Raw genomic sequence first — 21,064 nt, forward strand, 5'->3', positions numbered from 1 at the left:
CCGGGAGCAGCGTACTTCCCCGGGTGCTGTGTGTTTCGCGTAACCGTCACCCCGGCCGTGCCGAAAGCGCGCGGGGACCGCAGTGCGCCGTCGTCAGTCGTCGCGCCAGAGTTGCAGGTCGGGTGGTGGTTCGGCGTCGTCTTCCGGTGTGCCGCGATAGCGGAGCGCGAACACGATCCATCCCACCGCTGCGACGAGCACGAAGCTGATCAATCGGTAGACGACCACTGCGGAGAGCGCCTCGGCACCACTCATCCCGCTGGCGGTCAGGGCAGGAACGAGCACCGCATCCATCACGCCCAGTCCGGCGGGCAACAGCGGAATCGCACGACTCGCAGCGGTGCCCGCCGCGTACGCCACCGCAATTCCGGCGATGCTGGGGTGTCCTCCGACCGCGTATGCGGCGAACATCAGGCACGCGCCGTCGCACACCCAGTTGAACAGCGACCATCCGAAGGCCCGCGCGGCGTGGGGCCGATCGAGTTGTACGGCACCGATCTGGTCGACGATCTTCCCCCACGCGCGGGTCCCGGACTGCTCCGGCTTCTTGCGTATCCGGTTGATTCCCCGTAGCGCGATCAGGCCGATGGATTCGAGCGAGCCGGGGTTGCTGGCCGCGTACTGGATCAGCACGATCATCAGGAGAAGCGCGCCGGTGGAGAAGATCAGGGAGAACGGGTTGCTGGTCGCCCCGACCAGCAGGGCTCCGACAAGTCCCAGCAGCCCGAGACCCGTTGCCTGCAATACCCCGGCCATGACGAGCTGCCACGTCGCGACGACAGGCTGGGCTCCCCACGCGCGCATCCGGCGGTAGGTGAACGTGGTCCCGAGTACCGGCCCGCCGGGGAGCGTCACGCTCATCGAGTTCGCCGCGAGAGCCACCGACAACGATTGCCGCTGCGTCACCTTCACCCCGGCAGCGGACAACAGCGCCCGTTGCACCCGCGCGAAACTCGACATCTCGGCCATGGACGCGACGACAGCGGCCGCGACCCACAGCCATTTCAGATCACCCAGATCCCGGACGCTGCTCGACAACTCCGGCCAGATCAAGATCACCTCGACGGTGAGAACCACGACCAGGAGTCCGCCGACGATCCACTTGAGCTTCTTGCGCCGGTTCGGGGTCAGTGCCCCGGTATGGCCGGCACCGGCCTCGTCGTTCTCGTTCTCCGCCTTCTCGTTCCCTGCCTCGTCCCCGTTCCCCGACTCATCGGGGGAGTGGTCCTCGCGGTTCTCGTCGTCCGTCATCGGGCGACCGGCCAGCGGCCGAGGGTGTTCCGGTAGAGATCTTCGACCTCTGCGATGCGGTCACCCAGTTCGTCCGGGGACCAGTCGCCGACGTCGATCGGGTCGAGCACCGCGACGTCGACGGTGCCCGACCTCAGCAGCGTCGAGTGCTTCCACAGCATCTCTCCCGAGTTGCGGATCACGATCGGAACCACCGGAACGCCCGCCGCCATCGCGATGCGGAAGGCACCCTTTTTGAACGTGCCGATCGCCGGCGTCAACGAGCGGGTGCCCTCGGGCGCGATGACCAACGACGTTCCGTTGCGGAGAGTCTCCACCACCGGGCCGAGCGCGGCGAGGGCTCGCTCCGTGTTGTTTCGGTCGACGAACGTGACGCCGCCGAATCGCAGCAGCGGCCCGAAGAACGGGTCGCGCGCCATTTCCTGTTTCGCGACTCCGGTGAAGTCGTGGCGCAGCACTTTCGCGAGCACCAGCGGGTCGAGCTGACTCTGGTGATTGAAGAGGAACACCGCCGGCCGTGCGGACCACGCGTTGGCCTGCCCGACGACGCGGACATCGATACCGGCGAGTGCCAGCGACACCTCCGAGCCGAGGTTGAGGATGGAGTCGAGTGCGATCTTCCTGCTTCCGTTGAGCAGCCCGAGGCCGAGCCCGGCCCAGACCGAACCGAACAATCCTCCGTACGCCGCGGCGGTTCGTACGAATTCCTTCGCCCCCGGAGTGCCTCGCGGGCGGAAACGCAACACCGGCCAGCCACGTTCGAGCGCGATGCGATGTAGTGTGCGGTCGGGGTTCGTCGCGGTGGGATGTGCTGTCGCAGCAAGGAAATCCGCGTCTTCACCTCCGTTGGAGTAGGAGTAGCTCGTCTCGCTGTCGATACCGTGGGCGTCCATGAAGGCGCGCGCTGCCTGGGCCTTCCCGCTGCGCCACAGCGACCTGCCGTCGACGCGGCCGGTGAGAACGCCGTCCCGAACCTCGAGCGGGGTGTACAGGACGTGCTCGATTCCGAGCGCGTCGCTGCATGCCTGGATCTGGTAGCGGGACGCGGAGGACGCGATCACGACGGTGTGGCCGGCGTTCTGATGCGCTCCGACAAGCTGCCACGCCTCCGGGTAGAGGTGCCCGGCGATGGTGGACATGAACAGACGCTGCCCGAGGTCGTACAGCTCGTCCTCGGTGTGGCCGCGCCAGGCCTTGAAGACGGTTCCGGCGAACCGCTCGAAATCGTCTTCGGTTTCCGTTCCGCGCAGGCCGTTGAGCATGGTCGCGGCGAGTTCGGTCGCGCCGACGTTGCCGGACAGCAGACGATCCCGGAAGAAGTGGAGACCGGAGAACCCGTGCACGATGGTGCCGTCGAAGTCGAAGAACGCCGCAGTTTCCGGGCCCCGAGGTCCGGTACGCACCCGTTCGAGCGCCGTCTCGATGTTCACCGGTTCGCCTTCCTGTTCGACACGTCGAGTGACTCGGCGAGCGCGATTCGTTCACCCACCGCGAGCAGTTGGGCCGCGAATGTGCGCCTTTTCTCTGCCACGGAGTCGTCCCGCTCGAGCAGCCCTCGATTGCGGGCCAAGTCCAGCGCCGTGGCGAACAACTCCGACGAGACCGATTCGGAACCGTGCAAACGGCCCTGCAACAGCATCTGCCGTCCTACCGCCGCGCACTCGTCGAGGAACGACTCCTGCACGATATCCACGGACGGATCTCGCTTCGCGAGTCGCTCGGCGACGACGAGTTGGGCGTCGAGGAACGAGCGCAACGTGCGATGGGACATGAAGAACCCGGTTTCGACGAGTCCGGTGAGCGCCTTTTCCTTGGTGGGCAGGGCGTCTCCCCATTCCGGTACGAGAAGCTCGAGTTCCTCGCGCATCTGCGCTTCGAAGGTGTCCCGGTCGGGAAAGAAGAATTCGAATTTCAGAAGATCGCGGAGACGCTTGGCTTCCTCCCACGCGACGCGTACGGGATCACCTTCACCGGGACTGTCGTGCGCGTAGAGAACGGCGAGTTCCAGGATCGACCGGTTGACGAACCAGTGCACGCCGCTGTTGCGATAGAACGCCGCGACGAGGTGCTGGTCGCGGTGGATCGAATACACGGGTTCGTCACCGCCGGCGTAGGTGGTCACCACACCGCCGTCGGTCAACGCCGCGAGCACCGTGGCGAGTCCTCCCTCCATGTCGAGCATCCGGAGTTCACCGTGAGGGATGCGTCGGCGGTCGAGGTAGTCCCGCACGGGCGCGATCACCGCGCGTACCTCGTCGAGGGTGAGCGATCGATCGCGCACGCCGAGCAGGGCGAGCGTCACGAGCGAGTTCACGGTCACCGGGGTGGTGCAGTTGATCCCGACCGCTACCTCGAACGCCACTTTCTGCAGCGCCCTCCGGCGGCGGTCCGAGCGTTCGGTCTCGTCGGCGGGGAGGTCACCGGCCACGTCGGGGTCACCGCCGGCGGCGAGACGCGACCGCATCGAGATCGGCTCGCCGAATCGCACATAGACATGGCCGGCGCTGCGCTGCTGGCTGCGCATGTACCGGAACAGCCACGTCAGCCCCTCGGGCTTCTTCGCGCTTCCGGTCTGCTCCGCCGCGACCCCCGCGACCTCCGCCAGCGCTTCATAGGTGATGGAGACCGGTACCAGCATCGCGTCGTCGACCCGGTCCGCGCGCACCGCGTTGGCTACATAGTTGAGCAGTCCGTACCGAGGTGGCCGAAGCTTGCCGGTACGCGTGCGCCCGCCTTCGAAGTACCACTCGAGGTTGAATCGTTTGGCGAGCAAGAACGCGAAGTACTCTTCGAGCGCCGCTTTGTAGACCGCGTCGTCACCGAAACTGCGCCGGATGAATACAGTTCCCGTCCGGCGCGCCATCGGGCCGATGGGCCAGAACGTCAGATTCGCGCCACCCATCAGGTGGTTGCGGGGGAACTCGTTCGCGGCCAGGATGTCGCCGAGCACTAATGCGTCCGCATACGACCGGTGCGACGGCAGGAACACCAGTGGGCGCGTCCGGTTGAGTCCGCGAAGCGAGCGCAAACCGGATTCGTCCGCGTGCACCGTCCATGCCGACGTGTGCAGCGGCCGCATCGCCTGGGTGAACAGGTCGGTGACGAGGCGTGACTGCACGGCCACGAGTTCACGGAGAGCACTGCGTGCCCGCGCGTCCACATCGCTGCGAGACACGCGCAACTCGGCCGCGAGGGCGTCGAGCCGCTGCCGGAACGCCGACGAATCCATGATCTGTTCGGCGACGAGTCGCGGCACCTTGTACCGGTCACCGATCACGGCGCGCTCGGCTCGTTCGAGGGCCACCACCGCCCGGCGCATGATGTACCGGGCGAGATTGCCTGCTTCGACCGCGTCGGAGCCGTACTCGGCCGCAAAGTCGCCGCGGAGTTCGCTCAGGGGCGCCGGTTGTGCCACCACGATCCGGTAGCGGTCGGCTCCCTTCCCCACGAGCCATTTCTGGATCAGCCGGTTCGGGTTGCGGGGGTTGGTGAGTGCGAGGACATCGGAGAACCGCGCCCGGCGTGCGCCGTCGCGCTCGGCGGGAAGCCAGACCACCCGCACCGGCAGCACGAGTGGATCGTCGGTGCGGCTGAGCAGTTCGGTCGTGAAGATCTGGGAATCGAGGTCGAGCGCCTCGGGGCGTGCTGCCGTGCGGTGTTCGGCAGGCACTCGATCGGAGTGGAGCCACTCCGTGATGAGCCTTCGTTCGATCGGGGTGGTCGCAGCCGCAACCACCACGGTCGGACGTGTCGGTGTGTGCGAGCCACGCTGCTCGTCGTCCCTCATGTCGCCCCGTTCGTTCGATTCCCCGATGTGAAAACTACCCCGACGAGGCGGGTTCACTCGGCGCATCTGCGTGAGAAAAGCCGGTACGAACCGGTGTACGGTTCGGCGGTCGGGACGAGAATGTGGAGGGCGCGCAGGGCGCGGTACCCATGGACGGGAGATCGGCTTTGGCAGGATTCACCGAAACAGGCGGTGCCGGATATGCGGCGATGCGGGAGACGCACACGTCGGTGCTCTTCCTCGTCGGCGATCGTGTGCACAAGATGAAGAAGCCACTGGATCTGGGCTTTCTCGACAACCGGACCCGGGCAGCGCGCGAGCGTGCCTGCCACCGCGAGGTCGATCTCAACCGGCGGATGGCACCGGACGTCTATCTGGGTGTTGCCGATGTCCACGGACCCGACGGGCAGGTGTGCGAACACCTCGTCGAGATGGTCCGGTTGCCCGACGACCGGCGGTTGGCCATGCTGGTCCGGCGCGGTGAGGACGTCGAGCAGGTCATCGAGTCGGTCGCGCGGCAGGTGGCGGACCTGCATGCCGCGTCGCCCCGGGACCCGGCAATCGACCGGTGCGCGTCGGTCGAGTTCCTTCGCGAACTCTGGACGCTGAGCCTGGACCATCTCGAACGGTTGAAGGTGGGCGGTACGGCCGCGGCGACGGTCGCGCGCATCCGGTCCGCCGCGACCCGTTACCTCGACGGCAGGGCGCCGCTGTTCACCGAGCGGATCGCCTCGGGGCGTGCGGTCGACGGTCACGGTGATCTTTTGGCGGACGACATCTTCTGTCTCGACGACGGACCGCGGATCATCGACTGCCTCGAATTCGACGACGAACTGCGCTACGGTGACGGTCTTCTCGACATCGCCTTTCTTGCAATGGATCTCGAGAGATCCGGTGCCGTCGACTCCGCTCGGAACCTGCTCCGCTGTTACGCGGCGGCCTCCGGCGACGCACCGTCGCGCTCGCTGGTGCACCATTACGTCGCCTATCGCGCGCTGGTGCGCGCCAAGGTGACCGCACTTCGGCACGAACAGGGCGACGAGGCGTCCGGCGCGGTCGCGCTGAACTTCGTCGAGCAGGTCGAACGCAACCTCGAGCGCGCGCGTGTGAGGCTCGTGCTGGTCGGCGGTGTGACGGGCACGGGGAAGTCCACACTCTCCCGGACGATCGGTGAGTATCTGGACGCATCCGTGTTGCGCAGCGATGTCATCCGCAAAGAACTCGCCGGGATCGACCCGACGGACCGCACCGGCGACGGCGTCGACAGTGGGCTCTACTCGTCCGGGCATACGCGCGCGACGTACGAGGAAATGCTGGCGAGGGCCGCGTCCGAACTTGCTCACGGACGGTCGGCGGTCCTGGATGCGACGTGGCTGTCGGAGCCGCAGCGGGTCCGCGCCCGCGAGGTTGCAGCGGCGGCGTCCGCCGATGTCGTGGAGATCGAATGCCGTGCCGACCCGGCGGTACTGGAGCAACGCATCCGTGCCCGCGCGGAACGGAACGACGATCCGTCCGACGCCACACCAGCAGTGCTTGCCGTGCAACTGCGACGCCGGGACGAGTGGCCCGCCGCGCTCGTGGTGGACACGACCGACAGCAGCGCGGTCGACAAGGCATGGCTCGAGAGGGAACTCGGACTCGCTCCCTGGTGAGAGCTCGACCGGGAGCGCCCTGCCGGCGCGACGCGGAGCCGCCCGTGAACGGGAACCGGCTCCGCGTCGCTGAGCGGATCAGTCGCTGAGCGGATCAGATCTTGCGTGCGACGAGCACGGGGCACGGTGCCTTGTGCAGCAGATTCTGGCTGGTGGAGCCGAGCAGTGCGGCACGGAACTGACCGCGGCCGTGGCTGCCGACGACGGCGAGCTGGGCGTCGCCCAGGTGCCGGAGCAGCACTCGTGCCGCGGGGCCGCGGTCGAGGACGCGCTGGACCTCGACGTCGGGGTACTCCTCCTGCAAGCCTGCCAGTGCCTCGGCGAGCACGGCCGATTCGGATTCGGCGACAGCATCCCAGTCGACGAGCGCGGCGGTGGCGCCCACCCCGAGGGCGGAGTCTCCGATCCAGGAGTGCACGGCCGTGAGCGGTGCGCCGAGGAAGGAAGCAACCTGGAACGCGTAACGGACTGCGGCAGCCGACAGTTCGCTTCCGTCGACTCCGACCACGATGGGTCGGGCATCGGGCAGCGGGTTGGCGGTGTCGCCACGCCACACCACGACCGGGCACGGCGCGTTGTTCGCGACGCGCAGCACGGTCGAGCCGAGCAGGAAGTTCTCGACGGCACCGGCGCCGGTGGCGCCGAGCACCACGATCCGTGCGTCGTCGGCGGCTTCGAGCAGCGACGTGGCGGCGGGTCCGGGACCGATGAAGCTCTTGATCTCGAGATCCGGCTGGTCGGCGTGAACCTTCGCGGTGATGTCCCGGAGGAGCGCCTCACCGTCCGCCTTGAGCTGTTCGACCATCTGTGACTGGATCAGGACGGCAGCTTCGCTGTAGAAGATGCCCTCGCTGGGCAGCGAGTGCACCAGGTGCAGCGGTGCCTCGAGACGTGCGGCAAGAGCGCCGGCCCACCGGGCGGCCGCTGCGGCGGTATCGGAACCGTCGACGCCTGCGACGACAGCGTTTCGGTTGCTCGGTGTGCTCATCGATGTCTCCTTGTTCGTTTTCATTGTGTGACGATCGGCGCTGCCGTGTCCGGCCGCACGCCGTGATCGACTACGGGGATTACGCTACGCCACGATGACCGCAGCTCCGGCGAATCGGCCGGCCGCGAGATCGGCCAAGGCGCGGTCGGCGTGCTCGAGCGGGTAAGGCGTCGTGGTCACGTGCATTCTGTGCTCGCCCGCGAACTCGAGAAAAGCCCGCGCATCCGATCTGGTGTTGGCGGTGACACTTCGAATCTGCCTCTCCCTGAACAGATGCCGCTGATAGTTCAGCATCGGGATATCGCTCAGGTGGATCCCTGCGATAGCGAGTGTTCCGCCGGAATCCAACGCGGACAGGGCAAGCGGTACCAGATCTCCCACCGGGGCGAACAGGATCGCCGAATCCAGGGGCTCGGGTGGAGGGTCGTAGGCGCCCTGCGCGGAGGACGCGCCGAGTTCGAGCGCCAGCGATGCGGCATCTGCGCCACGTGTCATCACGTGTACTCGCGCACCGCGTGCGATCGCGACCTGGGAGGCGAGATGGGCGCTGCCGCCGAAGCCGTAGACACCGAGCACACCGCCTTCCGGAAGGGACGCACGCAGCAGGGCCCGGTACCCGATGATCCCCGCGCACAGCAGCGGCGCGAGTTCCGCGTCGGTGTATCCCCCGGGCAGTGCGAGAGCGTAGTCGCGCGGAACCGTGGCGTATTCGGCGTAACCACCGTCTGCATCCCATCCGGTGTATGTGGAACGAGGGCAGAGGTTCTCGTCTCCGCGGCGGCAATACCGGCACCGTCCGCACGTGCTCCGCAACCACGGAATCCCCACCCGGTCACCGAGGCGATGGGCTCCCAGGTCGCCGCCGACGATCTCCCCGACGATCTCGTGGCCCGGCACGACGCCCGGGCGGTGGACCGGGAGGTCTCCTTCCGCGACGTGCAGGTCGGTTCGGCACACCCCGCACGAGAGGACACGTACGAGCAATTCGTCGGGTCCCGGCCTGGGGACCGGAACGCGCACGGACTTCAGGGGACGGGCCTCGATCGGAGCCGGGGACTCGACGCGCCATGCCCGCATCGTGTCGGGGACGCCCATGTGGCTACCTCCTCAGTCGCCTGTTCTCCATCATGTCGGTTCGGCGAGCACCGTGCCAGAGTCGGAGGACCTGCTCATTCCCAGAGCTTCCCGGCCGATCCGAGGGCACTTTTCCACGCGGGTTCCAGTTGGGCTGCCTGGCGCCGGCCCACCTCGGTCTCGAGCCGATACAGGATTCCCAGGCCGAAGCTGGACTCGGCGGTGTGACCTTGATCGGAGACGATGTCCAACAGGTGTTCTCGGGAAACGACGGAGTCCTGGAACTCTCCGAGCATGTCCTGGAATTCGTCGAATCGGTCGAGGATCCGGGCGGTGCGCTTCGGATGCAGAGGAGCGATCACCTCGATCGCGTAGCGCATCCGCTTGGCGCCCTTGCGTGCCCGGTGCATCAGTTCGTCACGTTCGTGCGGATCGTGTGCTTTCCGAACGCGGGCAACACGTTTGTCGACCTTCTTCGCCACCGTAGCGACGCTGCGCGTCAGTTTCTCCGGGTCCAGCGCGGACTTACGGGATCGCGCCGGAGGGGTGCTCCCCAACCCGCCGACGAGGTCGTCGAGGGAACGCAGCATCACGAGATACCGCTCCGAATCGAGGGTCGCGAGTGCAGCGGTGCGCGCCGCGCCCGTCTTGGCCGAAAAGTACTCGTCGATACGTGATTTCGTTGCTTCGCGGTGGCGGTCGCCCGGAATCTCGTCGACCTGGCCTGCCAGGCGTTTCCACTGCACTTCCAGATCGCGCGACGGGCTGAGCCGGCGGCCGAACCACCGGAGTTCGTCGACGAGGGCGTCGCCGAGAGCGAAATCGTCGGCGTAGGTCTGCAGGGCGCTCCGGATACGACGAGAGGCCTTGCGCATGCTGTGGATCGCGTCGGGCTCGTCGCGGCGTACCGCGATGTCGGACAGTTCCAGCGCGTGGAGTTCGCGCGCGAGATAGTCGCGCAGGAAGCGGGCGGCCTCGCCGAGTTCGGGTGCCGCAGGGAGGAGGTCGCCCAGAACGCGGTGCACCTTGGACGGGCTGGGCGAGCGGACGATCCCGGCGGCGGTGAGACGTTCCTCGATGGCGTCGAGCAGTGTGGACCGGTCGCCGCGGCCCAGCGAAGAGCCCGCTTCGACCTCGATCTCCTGCCAGTGCATTTCTTCGTCGTCGCCGCCGCGCACCGCTACGACATCGTCCTCGACGACTTCTGCGAGCAGCGTCTCGTCCTTCCCGCGAATCCGGTGGCGATGTCGGGTCGTCGTGAGAAGTGCCGCGAGGGAGACCGGCAGTCCGCGCCGCACTCCGACGAGAAGATTCATCAATTCGGCAGGGGGCTCGTCCGCGGACTTCCCGTCCGCGTCGGCCAGGGGAAAGTGAAGTTCGGTCCGGGTGTCCGCCCCGTTGGGGAGCTTGACGTGCCAGCCGGCGTCGTCTCCGCCCTCACGTCGTCGCAGGGTGATTGCCGACTGCAGGAGCCGTAGGTCGGCGGTGTCGTAATACTGCGCGGACAACTCCACCGTATCCACCTCGACGACGGACACGCGCGGAAGTCCGGTCAGGTCGGGCAGTGACGCCGAGCCTCCGGCCGTGTATTTCCGTTCCGTTTCGGTGGCCGACGACACGGTGGGGCGCTGAGGCATCTATGAACTCCTGTTCGGGTCTGTGGTGGGTACCCGAATCCCACACTGCCATCCCGTGTCCGGAATGTCCCGAATCGTCGGCGTATGTGACGCGAAACGGGCGGGCGAAGGGTCCTTCGACCCTGGCCGAACAGAATGTGGCACGTGATCATGGTGCGTACTCGCGAGTAGCGGAGGATGGGCATGAGGATTTTGGTGGCGGCGGCGAGCAAGCACGGCTCCACGGCGGAGATCGCCACGGCGCTGGCCGCGGCGATGCGGCACCGCGGTGCGCAGGTCGACGTGGTGCCCCCCGAGCAGGTCGGCAGCCTCGACGGGTACAACGCCGTCGTGCTCGGAAGCCCGGTGTACCGGTTCCGATGGCTCCGGGCGGCTCGGGCGTTCGTGCGTGCGCACGAGGACGCGTTGCGTCATCGAGACGTCTTCCTCTTCTCATCCGTTCCCGTGACCAAGGGCCTTCGCGCTGCGAACAGCTCGTACGGGGTGTCGTCCGTCGAGAATCGGACGGGTGCGCGCGGGCACCGGATGCTGACGGGCAAGCTCGACCCGTCGACTCTCGGTGCGGGCGAGCGTGCGATTGCGCGGATGTGGGGCGTCAAGGCCGGTGACTTCCGCGACTGGGACGCGATCGGATCGTGGGCCACGGAAATTGTCGACAGGGTGTCGGAACGCGACGCGCCGGAGGAGAACCACATCGTCACGGCGGGTCAGGCCGACGGCCGGCGGTAGTGCTCGGCCAGCTCGGCCGCCCGTTCCCGGGGTGACCAGTCGATGGGCCGGCCCTCGAGCTGAGCTTCTATCACCTCGAACCCGGCATGCCAGCCCGCGCCGTGCGCGAGCGCGTCGTCCTCGTCCTCGGCTGTGTGGGTGAGGGTGAGCCAGCACCCGCCGGAGCCGTCCGGGGCGATCTCCCAATGCACCACGTCCGAATCCCAGAGGTACTCGAGGACGTGGCCCGGCCGCACCACCAGGATGCTGCCGTCGCTGGTGTGCCCCGAAAGCGGTCCCGAACCACCGGCGCGCTCGTCGGCGCGGTGGAACTCGACGGGTATGCCGGGCGCGAGTTCGAATTCGACGGCCGCGGGAAACCAGCACCGAAGGCATTCGGGGTCGGTGAGCACCCTCCACACCCGATCCGGCGAATAGGGGAAGGCCCGTTGGAAACGCAGGGCGACGCGGCCGTCGTAGGTACGCGAAACGGAGCCGATCTCCATGAGAACCTCCAAGACGTGAACCCGTGCCGTCAACGGGGTCCTGGTGTGTGGTGCCTCCATGCTGACAGGTTTCTGCGGCTTGTGAAGCGGGTCCGGCGACCCGTCACGGGGTCGTCGAACTCGACGGCAGCGGCGAGCAACTGCAGGGGGTTCGAATAGTCCCGGGGGGCAACGTCGTACACATCCGGATACAGATTGTCGCCGAGAATCGGGATGCCCGACGAACTCATGTGGACCCGAAGCTGATGCGTCTTTCCGGTCCGGGGACGCAGGCGGTACCGGGCGATGTCACCGTCCGTGTCGAGAAGGTCGATCCGCGTCACCGCGTTGACCGGCCCCGGCACCTCCCGTGCCTGCAGCGAGCCCCTCTCCTTGACGATGCGGCTGCTCACCTCGCGGGGAAAGACGAGGTCGTCGGCGCGGGGTGCGATCGCCTCGTATTCCTTCTCGACGAGGCGTTGTTCGAACATCATCTGGTAGGCGCGACGAGCCTCGCGACGGACGGTGAAGACGAGGACACCGGCGGTCAGCCGGTCGAGCCGGTGGACCGGCGAGAGTTCCGGCAGATCGAGTTCCCGGCGCAGTCGCACCAGAGCGGTTTCGGCCACCCAGGATCCGCGGGGTGTCGTCGCCAGGAAGTGGGGCTTGTCGACGACGAGGAGAGTGTCGTCGCGATACAGGATGTCGATGTCGAAGGGCACGCGTGATTCCACCGGAGGATCACGGTAGAGATACACGAACGAACGCTCGCGGTAGGGCGTGCCGAAGGTAATCACGGTTCCGTCTCCACCGACGACTTCGCCGTCTCGGATTTTCTCCCGGATTCGACGGGCGTCATCCGGGAAGCGCTCGAGGAGATACTCGGCTACCGTGCCCCACCTGCTGTTTTCCGGTAGACGGAGTCGTGACGGGTTCAGACCGTCGCGGATGGGGAGCGGAGCGTCGGGCACGACTCCCACGGTAGCGGGGCGTGTTTCCGGGCCTTCTGGGGCTCCGCGGGATAACGGTTGGGCTTTGCAGGATAACGATTGTGTGTAAGCCTTCAACGGGTATCCGCACCCACATAGCCTGGGTCGGAAGTGACGAATGTTACACATGTGCAAGGGGGATCTTGGTGTGAAGAACTCGTCCGGAACTATGAGTCGGCGACCGAGTCGGCGCGCTCTCGTCCGCCTGCTCGTGGCCGTGGTTCTTCCGCTGACGCTCGTGTTCACGGGGGTGAGTGCGGGCACCGCATCCGCCGACCCGTATTCGCGATTCCACGAGGACTGGGTCGCAGCGCCCGGTGGCGTCGGCCAGATCAAGGTTCGCATCTGGCGCGCGAACAACGGCAGCAACAAGGCGGTCTACCTACTCGACGGGTTGCGTGCGACCGACAACGTCAGCGGGTGGGAACACGAGACCAACGCCGCGTGGCTCTCGGACCACGGCGTCAACGTGATCATGCCGGTCGGTGGTCAGTCGAGTTTCTACGCGGACTGGTACGCCCCGAGCAACTTCAACGCGCAGCCCTACACGTACAAGTGGGAATCGTTCCTGACCCGGAATCTTCCCGACCATCTCGCCGCCGTCTACGGGATCAGTCGCGGCAGCAACGCCGTGGTCGGGTTGTCGATGGGCGGCAACGCGGCACTGATCCTCGCGGCTCATCACCGCGACCAGTTCACGTTCGCCGGGTCGATGTCCGGATACCTCAACCTGTCGGCACCCGGCATGCGGGAAGCCATCCGGTTGGCGATGCTCGACGCCGGCGGCTACAACTCCGACGCGATGTGGGGCCCGCCGTGGGATCCGGCGTGGCTCCGGCACGATCCCTTCGTCGCCGCTCCCATGCTGCGGGGACTGCCGATGTGGATCTCCGCGTCGACCGGTCTTCCCGGACAGCACGACCGCCCCGACTCGGCGATCGGTGTGTTCAACACGGCGAATGCGATGGGTCTCGAGTCCATTGCCCGTGTCCAGAACCGCGCATTCCAGATACGGCTCGCCACGCTCGGAATCGACACCGCCCACTTCTCGTTCCCGATCGCCGGCACCCACTCGTGGGGCTACTGGCAGGACGAACTGTGGGCGATGCTTCCGATGATGAAGAACTCGATTGGCGCCTGACGCGTCCACGTCGCAGGTGGGCCGGACCTTCGTGGTGACCGGTCCGACCGGCGGCGTGGGGGAGGCGACGGCCATAGCGCTCGGTGCTGCCGGCGCCAACGTCGTCCTGGCGTGCCGCAACGTGGACAAAGGTGCGCGCGTCGCCGAGACGATAGGCCCGAGGGCGTCGGTGCACCGATTGGACCTGTCCGAACTGGCCTCGGTGCGCAAGTTCGCGTGCGGCTTGCGGGACACCCACGAGACGATCGACGTGCTCATCAACAACGCCGGTGTGATGGCCGTACCGCTGCAGCGGACCGCCGACGGATTCGAGATGCAGATGGGCACCAACTACTTCGGGCACTTCGCGTTGACGGGACTGTTGCTGGACATGGTCACGGATCGGGTGGTGACCGTCTCCAGCGCCGCGCATCGCCTCGGGCGCGTCGACCTGGACGATCCGAACTGGGAGCAGCGGCGGTACCACCGCGCTGCCGCGTACGCCCAGTCGAAGCTCGCAAACCTGATGTTCAGTTTCGAACTGGCTCGGCGACTCGACGCGAGCGGATCAACGGTCAGGTCGCTCGCCGCACATCCGGGATATGCGGCCACCGAGGTCGGGAGCCACACCGGCACCTGGTTCGACCGGCTCTTCGGGTTCGGCAAGAAGATTCTGCAGCGCACCCCGGAGCAGGGCGCCGAATCCGTGCTCTACGCCGCCACCGAGCCGGGACTGCGGGGCGGCTACATCGGTCCCGACGGTTTTCTCGAACTCTACGGGTCGCCGCACACCGCGGGCTGCTCCGCGCGGGCTCGCGATCCCGAGGCGGCACGCCGGCTGTGGGAGCTGTCCGAGCGCGTCACGGGTGTGCAGTTCGGTCTCTGAGAACAGGTTCGACGCAGGTGCCCCGGATCCGTGAAGATCCGGGGCACCTGCGTCGGTATGCCCGCGTCAGATCAGCGAGATCGCGGCGAACGCGGCGAGGCCCACCAGGGCGGCACCCGTCACGGCCTGCACGCGGCGGTCGACGACACACATCACCGACAGGAAGCCCGGCATCGAGCCACCGCGACGGGTGTGCGCGATCGCTGCGACACTCGGCATGCACCGGCCGAGGGACACGACGGTGAACATCGCGGCGCCGAGGGCGGGCGACCCGACGGCGAGCACACCGAGCACGAGCAGGTAGTACGCGCTGGACCGGATGAAGATCAGGAATCCGGGGCCGATGATCGCGCCGAACAGCAGCGACACCTTCCACGGAGACATGGTCCGCCGCAGGTGCCGGGGCAACTGCTGCCGTCGCATCGGAGCAGGCATCGACACGACGCCGATCTCGTGCAAGCCGTAGGCCAGCGCGAACACGGCCCATCCGAACAGCAACCACAACGGGGACAGGTTCGCCGCCGTGACCGAACCGAGTGCACCGAGGACGGCGCCGGTGACGGCACCGGTGCTTACCGATCCGAGCGCGTGCCAGCCCAGTCGTCGGAGCGGGGTCGATGCTCCTTTGCGGCCGGGCTGTTTCGGGGCCGCGACGACACCGGCCACGGACATTCCGCAGGTGGACCAGTTCGCCGCGAGCGAGGTGACGAGCCCGGCGCCGACGACTGCGGCGGTCAGAGCCGTCGCCGCCGTCGGTGCCGCGAGCGTCGCGGCACCGGCGCCGGCCACTGCGGCACCGGCGGCCAGGCCGAGCCGCGCAGTGGTGGATACGGCGCCCGCGAGCGTCGGGCGGATATCGGGGAGATCGGTGGAGATCGGTTCGTGGGTGAGGACGGTGGTCATCGGAAACCTCCAGAGTCGTTGCTGTGTACGAAAGTCCCGCTCGTTTCTCGGCGGACGGTGACCGTTCCGGTCATGTACGGGTGGATCGAGCAGGTATAGGTGTAGGTGCCGGGACGGTCGAACGTGTACGAATAGGTGCCGTCGCCGGTGATCCCGCTGTCGAACTCGCCGGGCGACTCCACGTGGTGGAGGAGGCCGCCGTCGTCGAACCGCCATTCGACGGTGTCGCCGACTCCGACCGTGGCGTCCATCGGACTGAACTGCACATTGCTGATCTCGATCACCGCGTCGGGAGTGTCTGCGACGGCGCATCCTGTCAGGGGCACTGCGGCGATCCCGGCGGTGATCGCCCAGCGTCCGATTCGGTTGTGGTGCAGCATTACCGGCTGCCGCACTACTGGACGATGACGGTGCCGACCATCGACTTGTGCGGCGTGCAGTGGTACGTGTAGGTGCCCGGATCGTCGAAGGTGTACTCGTACGTGCCCTCGGTGAGCAGTTCGCTCTGCAGAATGCCTTCGAGCGGACCGTCACCCGCGACGTCGTGGGGCAGGCCGTTGTCGTCGAAGCGCCACTGCACGGTCTGCCCGGCCTCGATCGTGACCGAGGCGGGCGAATAGGCCATGTTCGCCACATCGATGACCACGGCAGGTTCGTCCGAAGTGTCGGACGAACCGCACGCGGTCAGCGCGGCGGAGGCGACCAGTGCCACGGCAAGGGTTGTCAGTTTCTTCACAGCTGTCCTCTCATCGGATGTACCGCAGGTTCGCGGTCATCCCTGCCTCGAAGTGATAGGCATTGTGGCAGTGGAACATCCACTCGCCAGGATTGTCGGCATCGAACTCGATGGCGAGTTCGGTGCCGGGGAGCACGTTGACGGTGTCGCGCCGGAGTCCTCCGTACTCCGGCACCGCGAAGGTGTGTCCGTGCGTGTGCATCGGGTGCCACATCGTGCTGTTGTTCGCCATCGTGATGCGGATCCGTTCGCCTTCGCGCATCACCAGTTTTCCGGCGTCCGGCCCGGCCATACCCCATACGTAGCGGTCCCCGGCCTGGATCAGCTCCACCCGGTAATCCCTGTCGGGCGAACGAGATTCCAGGCGGACCGAATCGGCCGGCCGCAGTGCGCTCTCGGGAAGCAGACGTCCGCCGAGTTCTGCGATCGAACCCCCGATGTCGGGGTTCGGCAGCGGCGCGGCGTCGTTCGAGCGCAGTACCGACGACGCATACCCGTCCCGGCCCTCGACTTTCGCGACGATCGGCCACGCACCGGACTTCAGCGTGACGAGCACGTCGTACCGCTGCGCCATCCCGATGATCAGGGTGTCGGTGGTGGTGGGCGTGACGTCGAAGCCGTCGGCAGCGATCACGGTCAGTTCGTGGCCCGCCACCGCGAACCGGTACGGCGTCTCGGCGGCAGCGTTGACGATCCGCAGCCGAACCCGGCTTCCCGGTGCCGCTGTCACGACCTCGGGGTCGTTCGGCGGTCGCCCGTTGATCAGGTGCAGCGGGTACCCGATGTGCTGGGTCATGCCGCCCAACGGATCGGACGAACCGTGGCCCCCGGAGACCAGTGCCAGTGCGGCAGAACTCTCGTCGGCGGTGTGTTCCACCGCAGCGCCACCCCCGTGGCCCCCGTGACCGCCGTGACCGCCGGAGATCGCGGGATTGAGCGCGGACAGCACGGCCTCGGGAGTGGTGCCGAGTCCGTCGACCCAGTCGTCGAGAACGAGTACCGCGTCGACATCGGCGCCGGACGTGTCGTCCGGATCCTCGATCACCAGCGCACCGAACAGGCCACGATCTGCTTGCAGGCCGCTGTGCGAGTGGTACCAGTGGGTGCCCGGGTCCGGGACGACGAAGTCGTACAGGAAGTCGCCCCCGGTCCCGATCGGGTCCTGGGTAACCGGAGCGGCACCGTCCATGTCGTTGCGAATACGGATGCCGTGCCAATGCAGAGTCGTGTCCGTGGGCAGGTCGTTGCGCACCGACACGAGCATCTTGTCTCGCACGCTCGCCCGCAGTTCGGGTGCCACCGCGCGACCGCCGTACGACCACGTGTCGACGAGACGCCCACCGAGGTCCACGGTGGCCACCGCCGCCGTCAGTGCGACAGGGACCTCGCGCCCGTTCCATCCTCGAGCTGCTTCCGCCGCCGCGATCTCGGGGTCGGTGGGAGCGATGTAGTCGAGGGCTGCTGCCGGCTCCGCCTGCTCCGAGCTACACGAGGCGGCACCGAGGCCGAGCACCCCGAGGCCCACCGCACCGGCTCCGAAGGAGCCGATGCGGAGGAAACCCCGCCGATCGAGGATGGGTCCTGACCGGGTCATTCGAGCACCTGAGGTGTCAGGAGTGTCCCGACGTCTTCGACGGTTCCCGTGACCTCCACCGAACTGACCTGTTCGCCGGTCTCGGCGGCGATCCCCACGATCGTCTGCGCGGATTCACCGTCCACCTCCGGGCCGGATCCCACCACGTACAGCGTCTTGCCGTCGACCGAGAAGGCCATGCTCGAGATGCCGGTGAGCCCGAGCGCCGCCAGATCGAGGGTCTTCACGGGCGCGAACGTGGCTGCGTCGTAGAGTTCGATCTTCACCACGTCGCCGCCACGGGCGGAGTGGGGGTGGACTACCGAGTCGGTGTATTCGATTGCGATCCGGGTGCCCGGGTTGTTGATGGCGTTGCCGGAGAACCGGCCCGAATCCTGTCCCGCATTCCCGATCGGTGTGACGTCACCCGACGGGAGACCGTTCGAGAAGTCGAAGACGTACACATCGCCGTTCGCGCCGACCAGGAGAGCCTTCTGAGCCTCGGCGGCCCAGGTGACCTTGCGATTGCTGACGAAGTCGTCGGGGAGGACCTTGGCCCGCGCGGTTTCGGTGGGAATACCCGCGTCGTCGATCGAGATCTGGATCAACTCCCGGGTGTCCTCGCAGACGCTGTAGAGCTCGTGCCCGACCAGCCAGGTGAACGGCCCGCAGCCGATGATCTGCAGTGCGCCGCTCTCCTTCTTCGCCTCGAGGTCCACGACCCGCACGCCGTACAGACCGTCGTCCCAGCTCACGAAGTACTTGCCGTCCGAGGTCACCGCATTGGAGCCTTGCCGTGAGTGGACACGCGCGTAATCGGGGAGGACGACCTCCGAGGGCTCGAGCAGGTTGCCCGAGTACGTGCTGACGGTGAAGTCGGCGGCACCGCGCGACCCGCGGGGACGCCACACCTCGGCCGCGAGAACGGCGGGATCGCTGGGTGTCTCGCCGACGAAACCGTGGATCACCGGATCCCAGATGCCCGGACCCACGACGAAACGGGTTCCCGCGACGCCTGTTACGGGATCGAGCGCATTGACGCCGATCTCGAGACCGCCGGGACCGACGGCGAGCAGGTCGGTCGACTTGATCGGCTCGATTTCGGCCACGTGCACCGGCTCGGGGAACGTCGAACCGATCTCCTGGTCCTCGCTACCGAGACCGATGCCTTCACCGGGAGTCGTGAATGGCACGGTCGGATAGGTGACCTCGCCGGCGGCCGGACTCTCGTCGTCGTTCGAACTGCATCCGGTGAGAACGATCGCGGCGGCGAGCGGAACGGCGATCGCGGCGGTACGGGGAATGCGCTTGCTGGATCGAGATGTCATGCTCCGGCACCGACCTTCGGACGAGCTGCGGGGCGGGTCTGGCAGTCCTCGCCGATGATGGGCGCCATCGTGCAGGTGTACGCCTGGGACTCGTCCGAGACGCACCAGATGATCTCCTGGTCGTAGCTGCCGGAGACGGGGTTGTACATGATGGCCTGCATGTCGGGTTCGCCGCAGAAAGCGTTGGAGCACGACGGTGCGCCACAGCAGTCGTAATAGGCGATCAGGTAGGTCTTTCCGGTGTCCGGGTTGGTGCAGCATCCCACCCAGAACTCGGCGCCCGGACGGCTGCCGGGAGCACATGTCGTCACGCCGCCGCCGTTGCAGGCCGCACACGAGGTGCCGTCCATGTTGCACCAGCGCCAGTACTCGCACTCGGCCGGATCTTTGCCGTCGAACGTGATGAACTGGGGGTCCGGCACCTCGGGTGCCGCAGGCTCCGGCGGCAGTTCCTGCGCCATCGCACTGCGGGTGACCGGCAGCGAACTGATCAGCGCGACACCGGACACGCCCATCGTCCATCGGCCGATCTTGCTGAGCATCGAACGGCGCGAGGTACTTTCGGACAGTTTGCGTCCTGTGCGGCTGACGAAGGATCCGCCTTTGCCTGCCATCCAGTCCGCTTGTTCGCGGACGGTTTCCTCATCGACCGGATATCGGTTCTCGGTCATGTTGTGTTCTTCCATGGCTGGGCTCCTTCTCTCTCTCGGGACGGGTCAGGCAGACTTCGCCTGCGCATGCAGGTGCTGGAGGGACGGAGTGCCGGACTCGAGAGCGTTGAGCAGACTCTCGACCTGGGCCATGTGGTTGCACAGGCCCTTACCGCGGATCTTGCCGTGCTCGTCGAGGATCACGCCGTACGGTGTGGTGCCCACCTGGTAGGCGATTCCGACGTCGCGAGCGTCGATGTAGCTCAGTTCGTCGCCGATGTTGCTGCCGGCCAGGAACTCCCGGTGCTCCTCCGGGGTGCCGTCGGACACGATGACGACGTCGAGATCGGTTTCCGCGCGGGCCATCGCACGCAGACCCGGAAGCAGGCTCTTGCAGGTGCTGCAGCTGGGAGCGGTGAACATGAGCAGCTGCGCCTTGTCGCGGTGACCGCCGACGCGCACCGACCGTCCGACGTGATCGACCAGTCCGGCGAACGACGGGCCGGCCTGCTCGACCTTCGGGCCGGTGTCCATCATCCGCGCACCCAGCGGCCCGAGGCGCACCTGGACGCGACCGATCTCCCGGGCCAGTGCCAGGGTCATGAGGAACAGCAGTGCGACCGCGACGGTGAGCACCACGACGGCTACCAGAAGAAAAGTTGTCATCGAAATCAGTCCAATCTGTGCAAAAGGTTCGGCGGAGAGGGGGTTACGAGCCGTACTTCGACTCGGTGCTCACTGCGCGCAATCTGATCGAGGCGGAAGTCAGATAGTCGTCGACGGGGCGACGGCCGAAGTGGACGACCGATCGGATCTGCACGACCGCGACGACGGCCAGCACGGTCAGCAATCCGGCCGAGGCTCCGATGAGCTGTTCGAGCGGAGCGATCCCGGACGGGTGGGTGACCGCCAGGACGAGTGCGGCGACAGCGAACGATGCCGCGCGTCCCGCGTGGAACCAGCCGATGCGTGGCACCTCGTGCGCGGAGAACGCGAAGCACCCGCAGTCGAGGTCACGCCGGCCGCGGGCCAGGTTCACGGTCAGTCCGAACGCGAAGGCGGTGAACAGCAGCGCGGCGCCCGCAGCCGCCCATCTGCCCGCCACCCCCAGGATCAACGCGGTTCCCACGAGAACCTCGACCGGCGGCAGTGCGCCGGCGACCACGCGTTCCATCCGGTCCGGCAGCAGCCGGTACCCCTTCACCACGGTCAGCAGCCCGTCCCGGTCGCGGAGCTTCGGAATGCCCGCGAGCAGGAGCGTCCCACCGAGTATCGATGCGACCATCGCCCACAACAT

20 protein-coding genes are annotated in these 21,064 nt (G+C 67.1%); 4 read left to right on the top strand and 16 right to left on the bottom strand.

Annotated features, from left to right (window positions below; translation table 11 throughout):
- Positions 1-93: 93 nt before the first annotated feature.
- From ACFWBU_RS09310 to ACFWBU_RS09320, 3 genes are read right to left on the bottom strand one after another with little or no spacing between them, the layout of a single operon-like run.
- Positions 94-1,251, bottom strand: a complete 1,158-nt coding sequence (locus tag ACFWBU_RS09310; protein WP_169621235.1) for a YbhN family protein — start codon at positions 1,249-1,251, stop codon at positions 94-96.
- Entirely contained in the window at positions 1,248-2,681 is a 1,434-nt protein-coding gene (locus tag ACFWBU_RS09315) for an HAD-IB family hydrolase (protein WP_169651926.1), read from the bottom strand. Before ACFWBU_RS09315 ends, ACFWBU_RS09310 begins: the two co-directional genes overlap by 4 nt.
- Entirely contained in the window at positions 2,678-5,038 is a 2,361-nt protein-coding gene (locus tag ACFWBU_RS09320; RefSeq protein ID WP_169651925.1) for a glycerol-3-phosphate 1-O-acyltransferase, read from the bottom strand. The genes ACFWBU_RS09315 and ACFWBU_RS09320 overlap by 4 nt, the downstream gene beginning before the upstream one ends.
- A 149-nt stretch (positions 5,039-5,187) precedes the next feature.
- Here ACFWBU_RS09320 and ACFWBU_RS09325 point away from each other — a divergent pair, with 149 nt between their 5' ends.
- Entirely contained in the window at positions 5,188-6,690 is a 1,503-nt protein-coding gene (locus ACFWBU_RS09325; RefSeq protein ID WP_378528101.1) for an AAA family ATPase, read from the top strand.
- 94 nt (positions 6,691-6,784) lie between these two features.
- Here the strand turns inward: ACFWBU_RS09325 and ACFWBU_RS09330 are convergent, their stop codons facing one another.
- The 3 genes from ACFWBU_RS09330 to ACFWBU_RS09340 all read right to left on the bottom strand — a co-directional run bounded on the left by ACFWBU_RS09330 (position 6,785) and on the right by ACFWBU_RS09340 (position 10,389).
- Positions 6,785-7,678 carry a universal stress protein gene (locus tag ACFWBU_RS09330; RefSeq protein ID WP_169621231.1) on the bottom strand — a complete coding sequence of 298 codons (894 nt, stop codon included), beginning with the start codon at positions 7,676-7,678 and terminating at the stop codon, positions 6,785-6,787.
- 84 nt (positions 7,679-7,762) lie between these two features.
- Positions 7,763-8,755, bottom strand: coding sequence for a zinc-binding alcohol dehydrogenase family protein (locus ACFWBU_RS09335; protein ID WP_169621412.1), 993 nt, complete (start codon positions 8,753-8,755; stop codon positions 7,763-7,765).
- Between the two features lie 92 nt (positions 8,756-8,847).
- Positions 8,848-10,389 (bottom strand): CHAD domain-containing protein, encoded by a 1,542-nt coding sequence (locus tag ACFWBU_RS09340; protein WP_378528102.1) that lies wholly within the window; start codon positions 10,387-10,389, stop codon positions 8,848-8,850.
- 183 nt (positions 10,390-10,572) lie between these two features.
- Here ACFWBU_RS09340 and ACFWBU_RS09345 point away from each other — a divergent pair, with 183 nt between their 5' ends.
- On the top strand, positions 10,573-11,118 hold the full coding sequence (locus tag ACFWBU_RS09345) for a flavodoxin domain-containing protein (protein ID WP_169621229.1): 546 nt from the start codon (positions 10,573-10,575) through the stop codon (positions 11,116-11,118).
- Here ACFWBU_RS09345 and ACFWBU_RS09350 read toward each other — a convergent pair.
- Positions 11,097-11,603, bottom strand: a complete 507-nt coding sequence (locus ACFWBU_RS09350; RefSeq protein ID WP_169621228.1) for an SRPBCC family protein — start codon at positions 11,601-11,603, stop codon at positions 11,097-11,099. The genes ACFWBU_RS09345 and ACFWBU_RS09350 overlap by 22 nt on opposite strands.
- Before the next feature lie 29 nt (positions 11,604-11,632).
- On the bottom strand, positions 11,633-12,553 hold the full coding sequence (locus ACFWBU_RS09355) for a pseudouridine synthase (RefSeq protein WP_378528103.1): 921 nt from the start codon (positions 12,551-12,553) through the stop codon (positions 11,633-11,635).
- Between the two features lie 187 nt (positions 12,554-12,740).
- Between ACFWBU_RS09355 and ACFWBU_RS09360 the strand changes: the two genes are divergently transcribed.
- A complete protein-coding gene (locus ACFWBU_RS09360; protein ID WP_169651921.1) occupies positions 12,741-13,712 on the top strand; it encodes an alpha/beta hydrolase family protein in 972 nt (323 codons plus the stop codon).
- On the top strand, positions 13,702-14,577 hold the full coding sequence (locus ACFWBU_RS09365) for an oxidoreductase (RefSeq protein ID WP_378528104.1): 876 nt from the start codon (positions 13,702-13,704) through the stop codon (positions 14,575-14,577). The genes ACFWBU_RS09360 and ACFWBU_RS09365 overlap by 11 nt, the downstream gene beginning before the upstream one ends.
- A 66-nt stretch (positions 14,578-14,643) precedes the next feature.
- Here ACFWBU_RS09365 and ACFWBU_RS09370 read toward each other — a convergent pair whose 3' ends face one another.
- From ACFWBU_RS09370 to ACFWBU_RS09405, 8 genes are read right to left on the bottom strand one after another with little or no spacing between them, the layout of a single operon-like run.
- Positions 14,644-15,480: a methylamine utilization protein gene (locus tag ACFWBU_RS09370; protein ID WP_169621224.1), complete on the bottom strand. Its 837-nt coding sequence runs from the start codon at positions 15,478-15,480 to the stop codon at positions 14,644-14,646.
- Complete coding sequence (locus tag ACFWBU_RS09375) at positions 15,477-15,860, bottom strand: plastocyanin/azurin family copper-binding protein (RefSeq protein WP_378528136.1); 384 nt, start codon at positions 15,858-15,860, stop codon at positions 15,477-15,479. The genes ACFWBU_RS09370 and ACFWBU_RS09375 overlap by 4 nt, the downstream gene beginning before the upstream one ends.
- A gap of 14 nt (positions 15,861-15,874) precedes the next feature.
- Positions 15,875-16,216 (bottom strand): plastocyanin/azurin family copper-binding protein, encoded by a 342-nt coding sequence (locus tag ACFWBU_RS09380; RefSeq protein WP_296551048.1) that lies wholly within the window; start codon positions 16,214-16,216, stop codon positions 15,875-15,877.
- Between the two features lie 10 nt (positions 16,217-16,226).
- Positions 16,227-17,810, bottom strand: a complete 1,584-nt coding sequence (locus ACFWBU_RS09385; protein ID WP_378528105.1) for a multicopper oxidase family protein — start codon at positions 17,808-17,810, stop codon at positions 16,227-16,229.
- The gene (locus tag ACFWBU_RS09390; protein ID WP_378528106.1) at positions 17,807-19,117 is read right to left on the bottom strand and encodes a hypothetical protein; all 1,311 of its coding nucleotides are present in this window, start codon (positions 19,115-19,117) and stop codon (positions 17,807-17,809) included. The genes ACFWBU_RS09385 and ACFWBU_RS09390 overlap by 4 nt, the downstream gene beginning before the upstream one ends.
- Positions 19,114-19,803 carry a methylamine dehydrogenase light chain gene (locus tag ACFWBU_RS09395; RefSeq protein ID WP_378528107.1) on the bottom strand — a complete coding sequence of 230 codons (690 nt, stop codon included), beginning with the start codon at positions 19,801-19,803 and terminating at the stop codon, positions 19,114-19,116. The genes ACFWBU_RS09390 and ACFWBU_RS09395 overlap by 4 nt, the downstream gene beginning before the upstream one ends.
- Positions 19,804-19,833: 30 nt before the next feature.
- A complete protein-coding gene (locus tag ACFWBU_RS09400; RefSeq protein WP_169621220.1) occupies positions 19,834-20,433 on the bottom strand; it encodes a redoxin domain-containing protein in 600 nt (199 codons plus the stop codon).
- Between the two features lie 43 nt (positions 20,434-20,476).
- Positions 20,477-21,064 carry a MauE/DoxX family redox-associated membrane protein gene (locus ACFWBU_RS09405; protein WP_378528108.1) on the bottom strand — a complete coding sequence of 196 codons (588 nt, stop codon included), beginning with the start codon at positions 21,062-21,064 and terminating at the stop codon, positions 20,477-20,479.

The organism is Rhodococcus sp. NPDC060084 (assembly GCF_042730335.1).
GTDB lineage: Bacteria > Actinomycetota > Actinomycetes > Mycobacteriales > Mycobacteriaceae > Rhodococcus.

Bases quoted from the DNA above. Each gene is read 5' to 3' on its own strand.
- ACFWBU_RS09340 (WP_378528102.1), bottom strand. From the start codon at position 10,389: ATGCCTCAGCGCCCCACCGTGTCGTCGGCCACCGAAACGGAACGGAAA.
- ACFWBU_RS09310 (WP_169621235.1), bottom strand. From the start codon at position 1,251: ATGACGGACGACGAGAACCGCGAGGACCACTCCCCCGATGAGTCGGGG.
- ACFWBU_RS09375 (WP_378528136.1), bottom strand. From the start codon at position 15,860: ATGCTGCACCACAACCGAATCGGACGCTGGGCGATCACCGCCGGGATC.
- ACFWBU_RS09345 (WP_169621229.1), top strand. From the start codon at position 10,573: ATGAGGATTTTGGTGGCGGCGGCGAGCAAGCACGGCTCCACGGCGGAG.
- ACFWBU_RS09330 (WP_169621231.1), bottom strand. From the start codon at position 7,678: ATGAGCACACCGAGCAACCGAAACGCTGTCGTCGCAGGCGTCGACGGT.
- ACFWBU_RS09320 (WP_169651925.1), bottom strand. From the start codon at position 5,038: ATGAGGGACGACGAGCAGCGTGGCTCGCACACACCGACACGTCCGACC.
- ACFWBU_RS09400 (WP_169621220.1), bottom strand. From the start codon at position 20,433: ATGACAACTTTTCTTCTGGTAGCCGTCGTGGTGCTCACCGTCGCGGTC.
- ACFWBU_RS09385 (WP_378528105.1), bottom strand. From the start codon at position 17,810: ATGACCCGGTCAGGACCCATCCTCGATCGGCGGGGTTTCCTCCGCATC.
- ACFWBU_RS09370 (WP_169621224.1), bottom strand. From the start codon at position 15,480: ATGACCACCGTCCTCACCCACGAACCGATCTCCACCGATCTCCCCGAT.
- ACFWBU_RS09405 (WP_378528108.1), bottom strand. From the start codon at position 21,064: ATGTTGTGGGCGATGGTCGCATCGATACTCGGTGGGACGCTCCTGCTC.
- ACFWBU_RS09325 (WP_378528101.1), top strand. From the start codon at position 5,188: ATGGACGGGAGATCGGCTTTGGCAGGATTCACCGAAACAGGCGGTGCC.
- ACFWBU_RS09390 (WP_378528106.1), bottom strand. From the start codon at position 19,117: ATGACATCTCGATCCAGCAAGCGCATTCCCCGTACCGCCGCGATCGCC.
- ACFWBU_RS09395 (WP_378528107.1), bottom strand. From the start codon at position 19,803: ATGGAAGAACACAACATGACCGAGAACCGATATCCGGTCGATGAGGAA.
- ACFWBU_RS09335 (WP_169621412.1), bottom strand. From the start codon at position 8,755: ATGCGGGCATGGCGCGTCGAGTCCCCGGCTCCGATCGAGGCCCGTCCC.
- ACFWBU_RS09350 (WP_169621228.1), bottom strand. From the start codon at position 11,603: ATGGAGATCGGCTCCGTTTCGCGTACCTACGACGGCCGCGTCGCCCTG.
- ACFWBU_RS09360 (WP_169651921.1), top strand. From the start codon at position 12,741: ATGAGTCGGCGACCGAGTCGGCGCGCTCTCGTCCGCCTGCTCGTGGCC.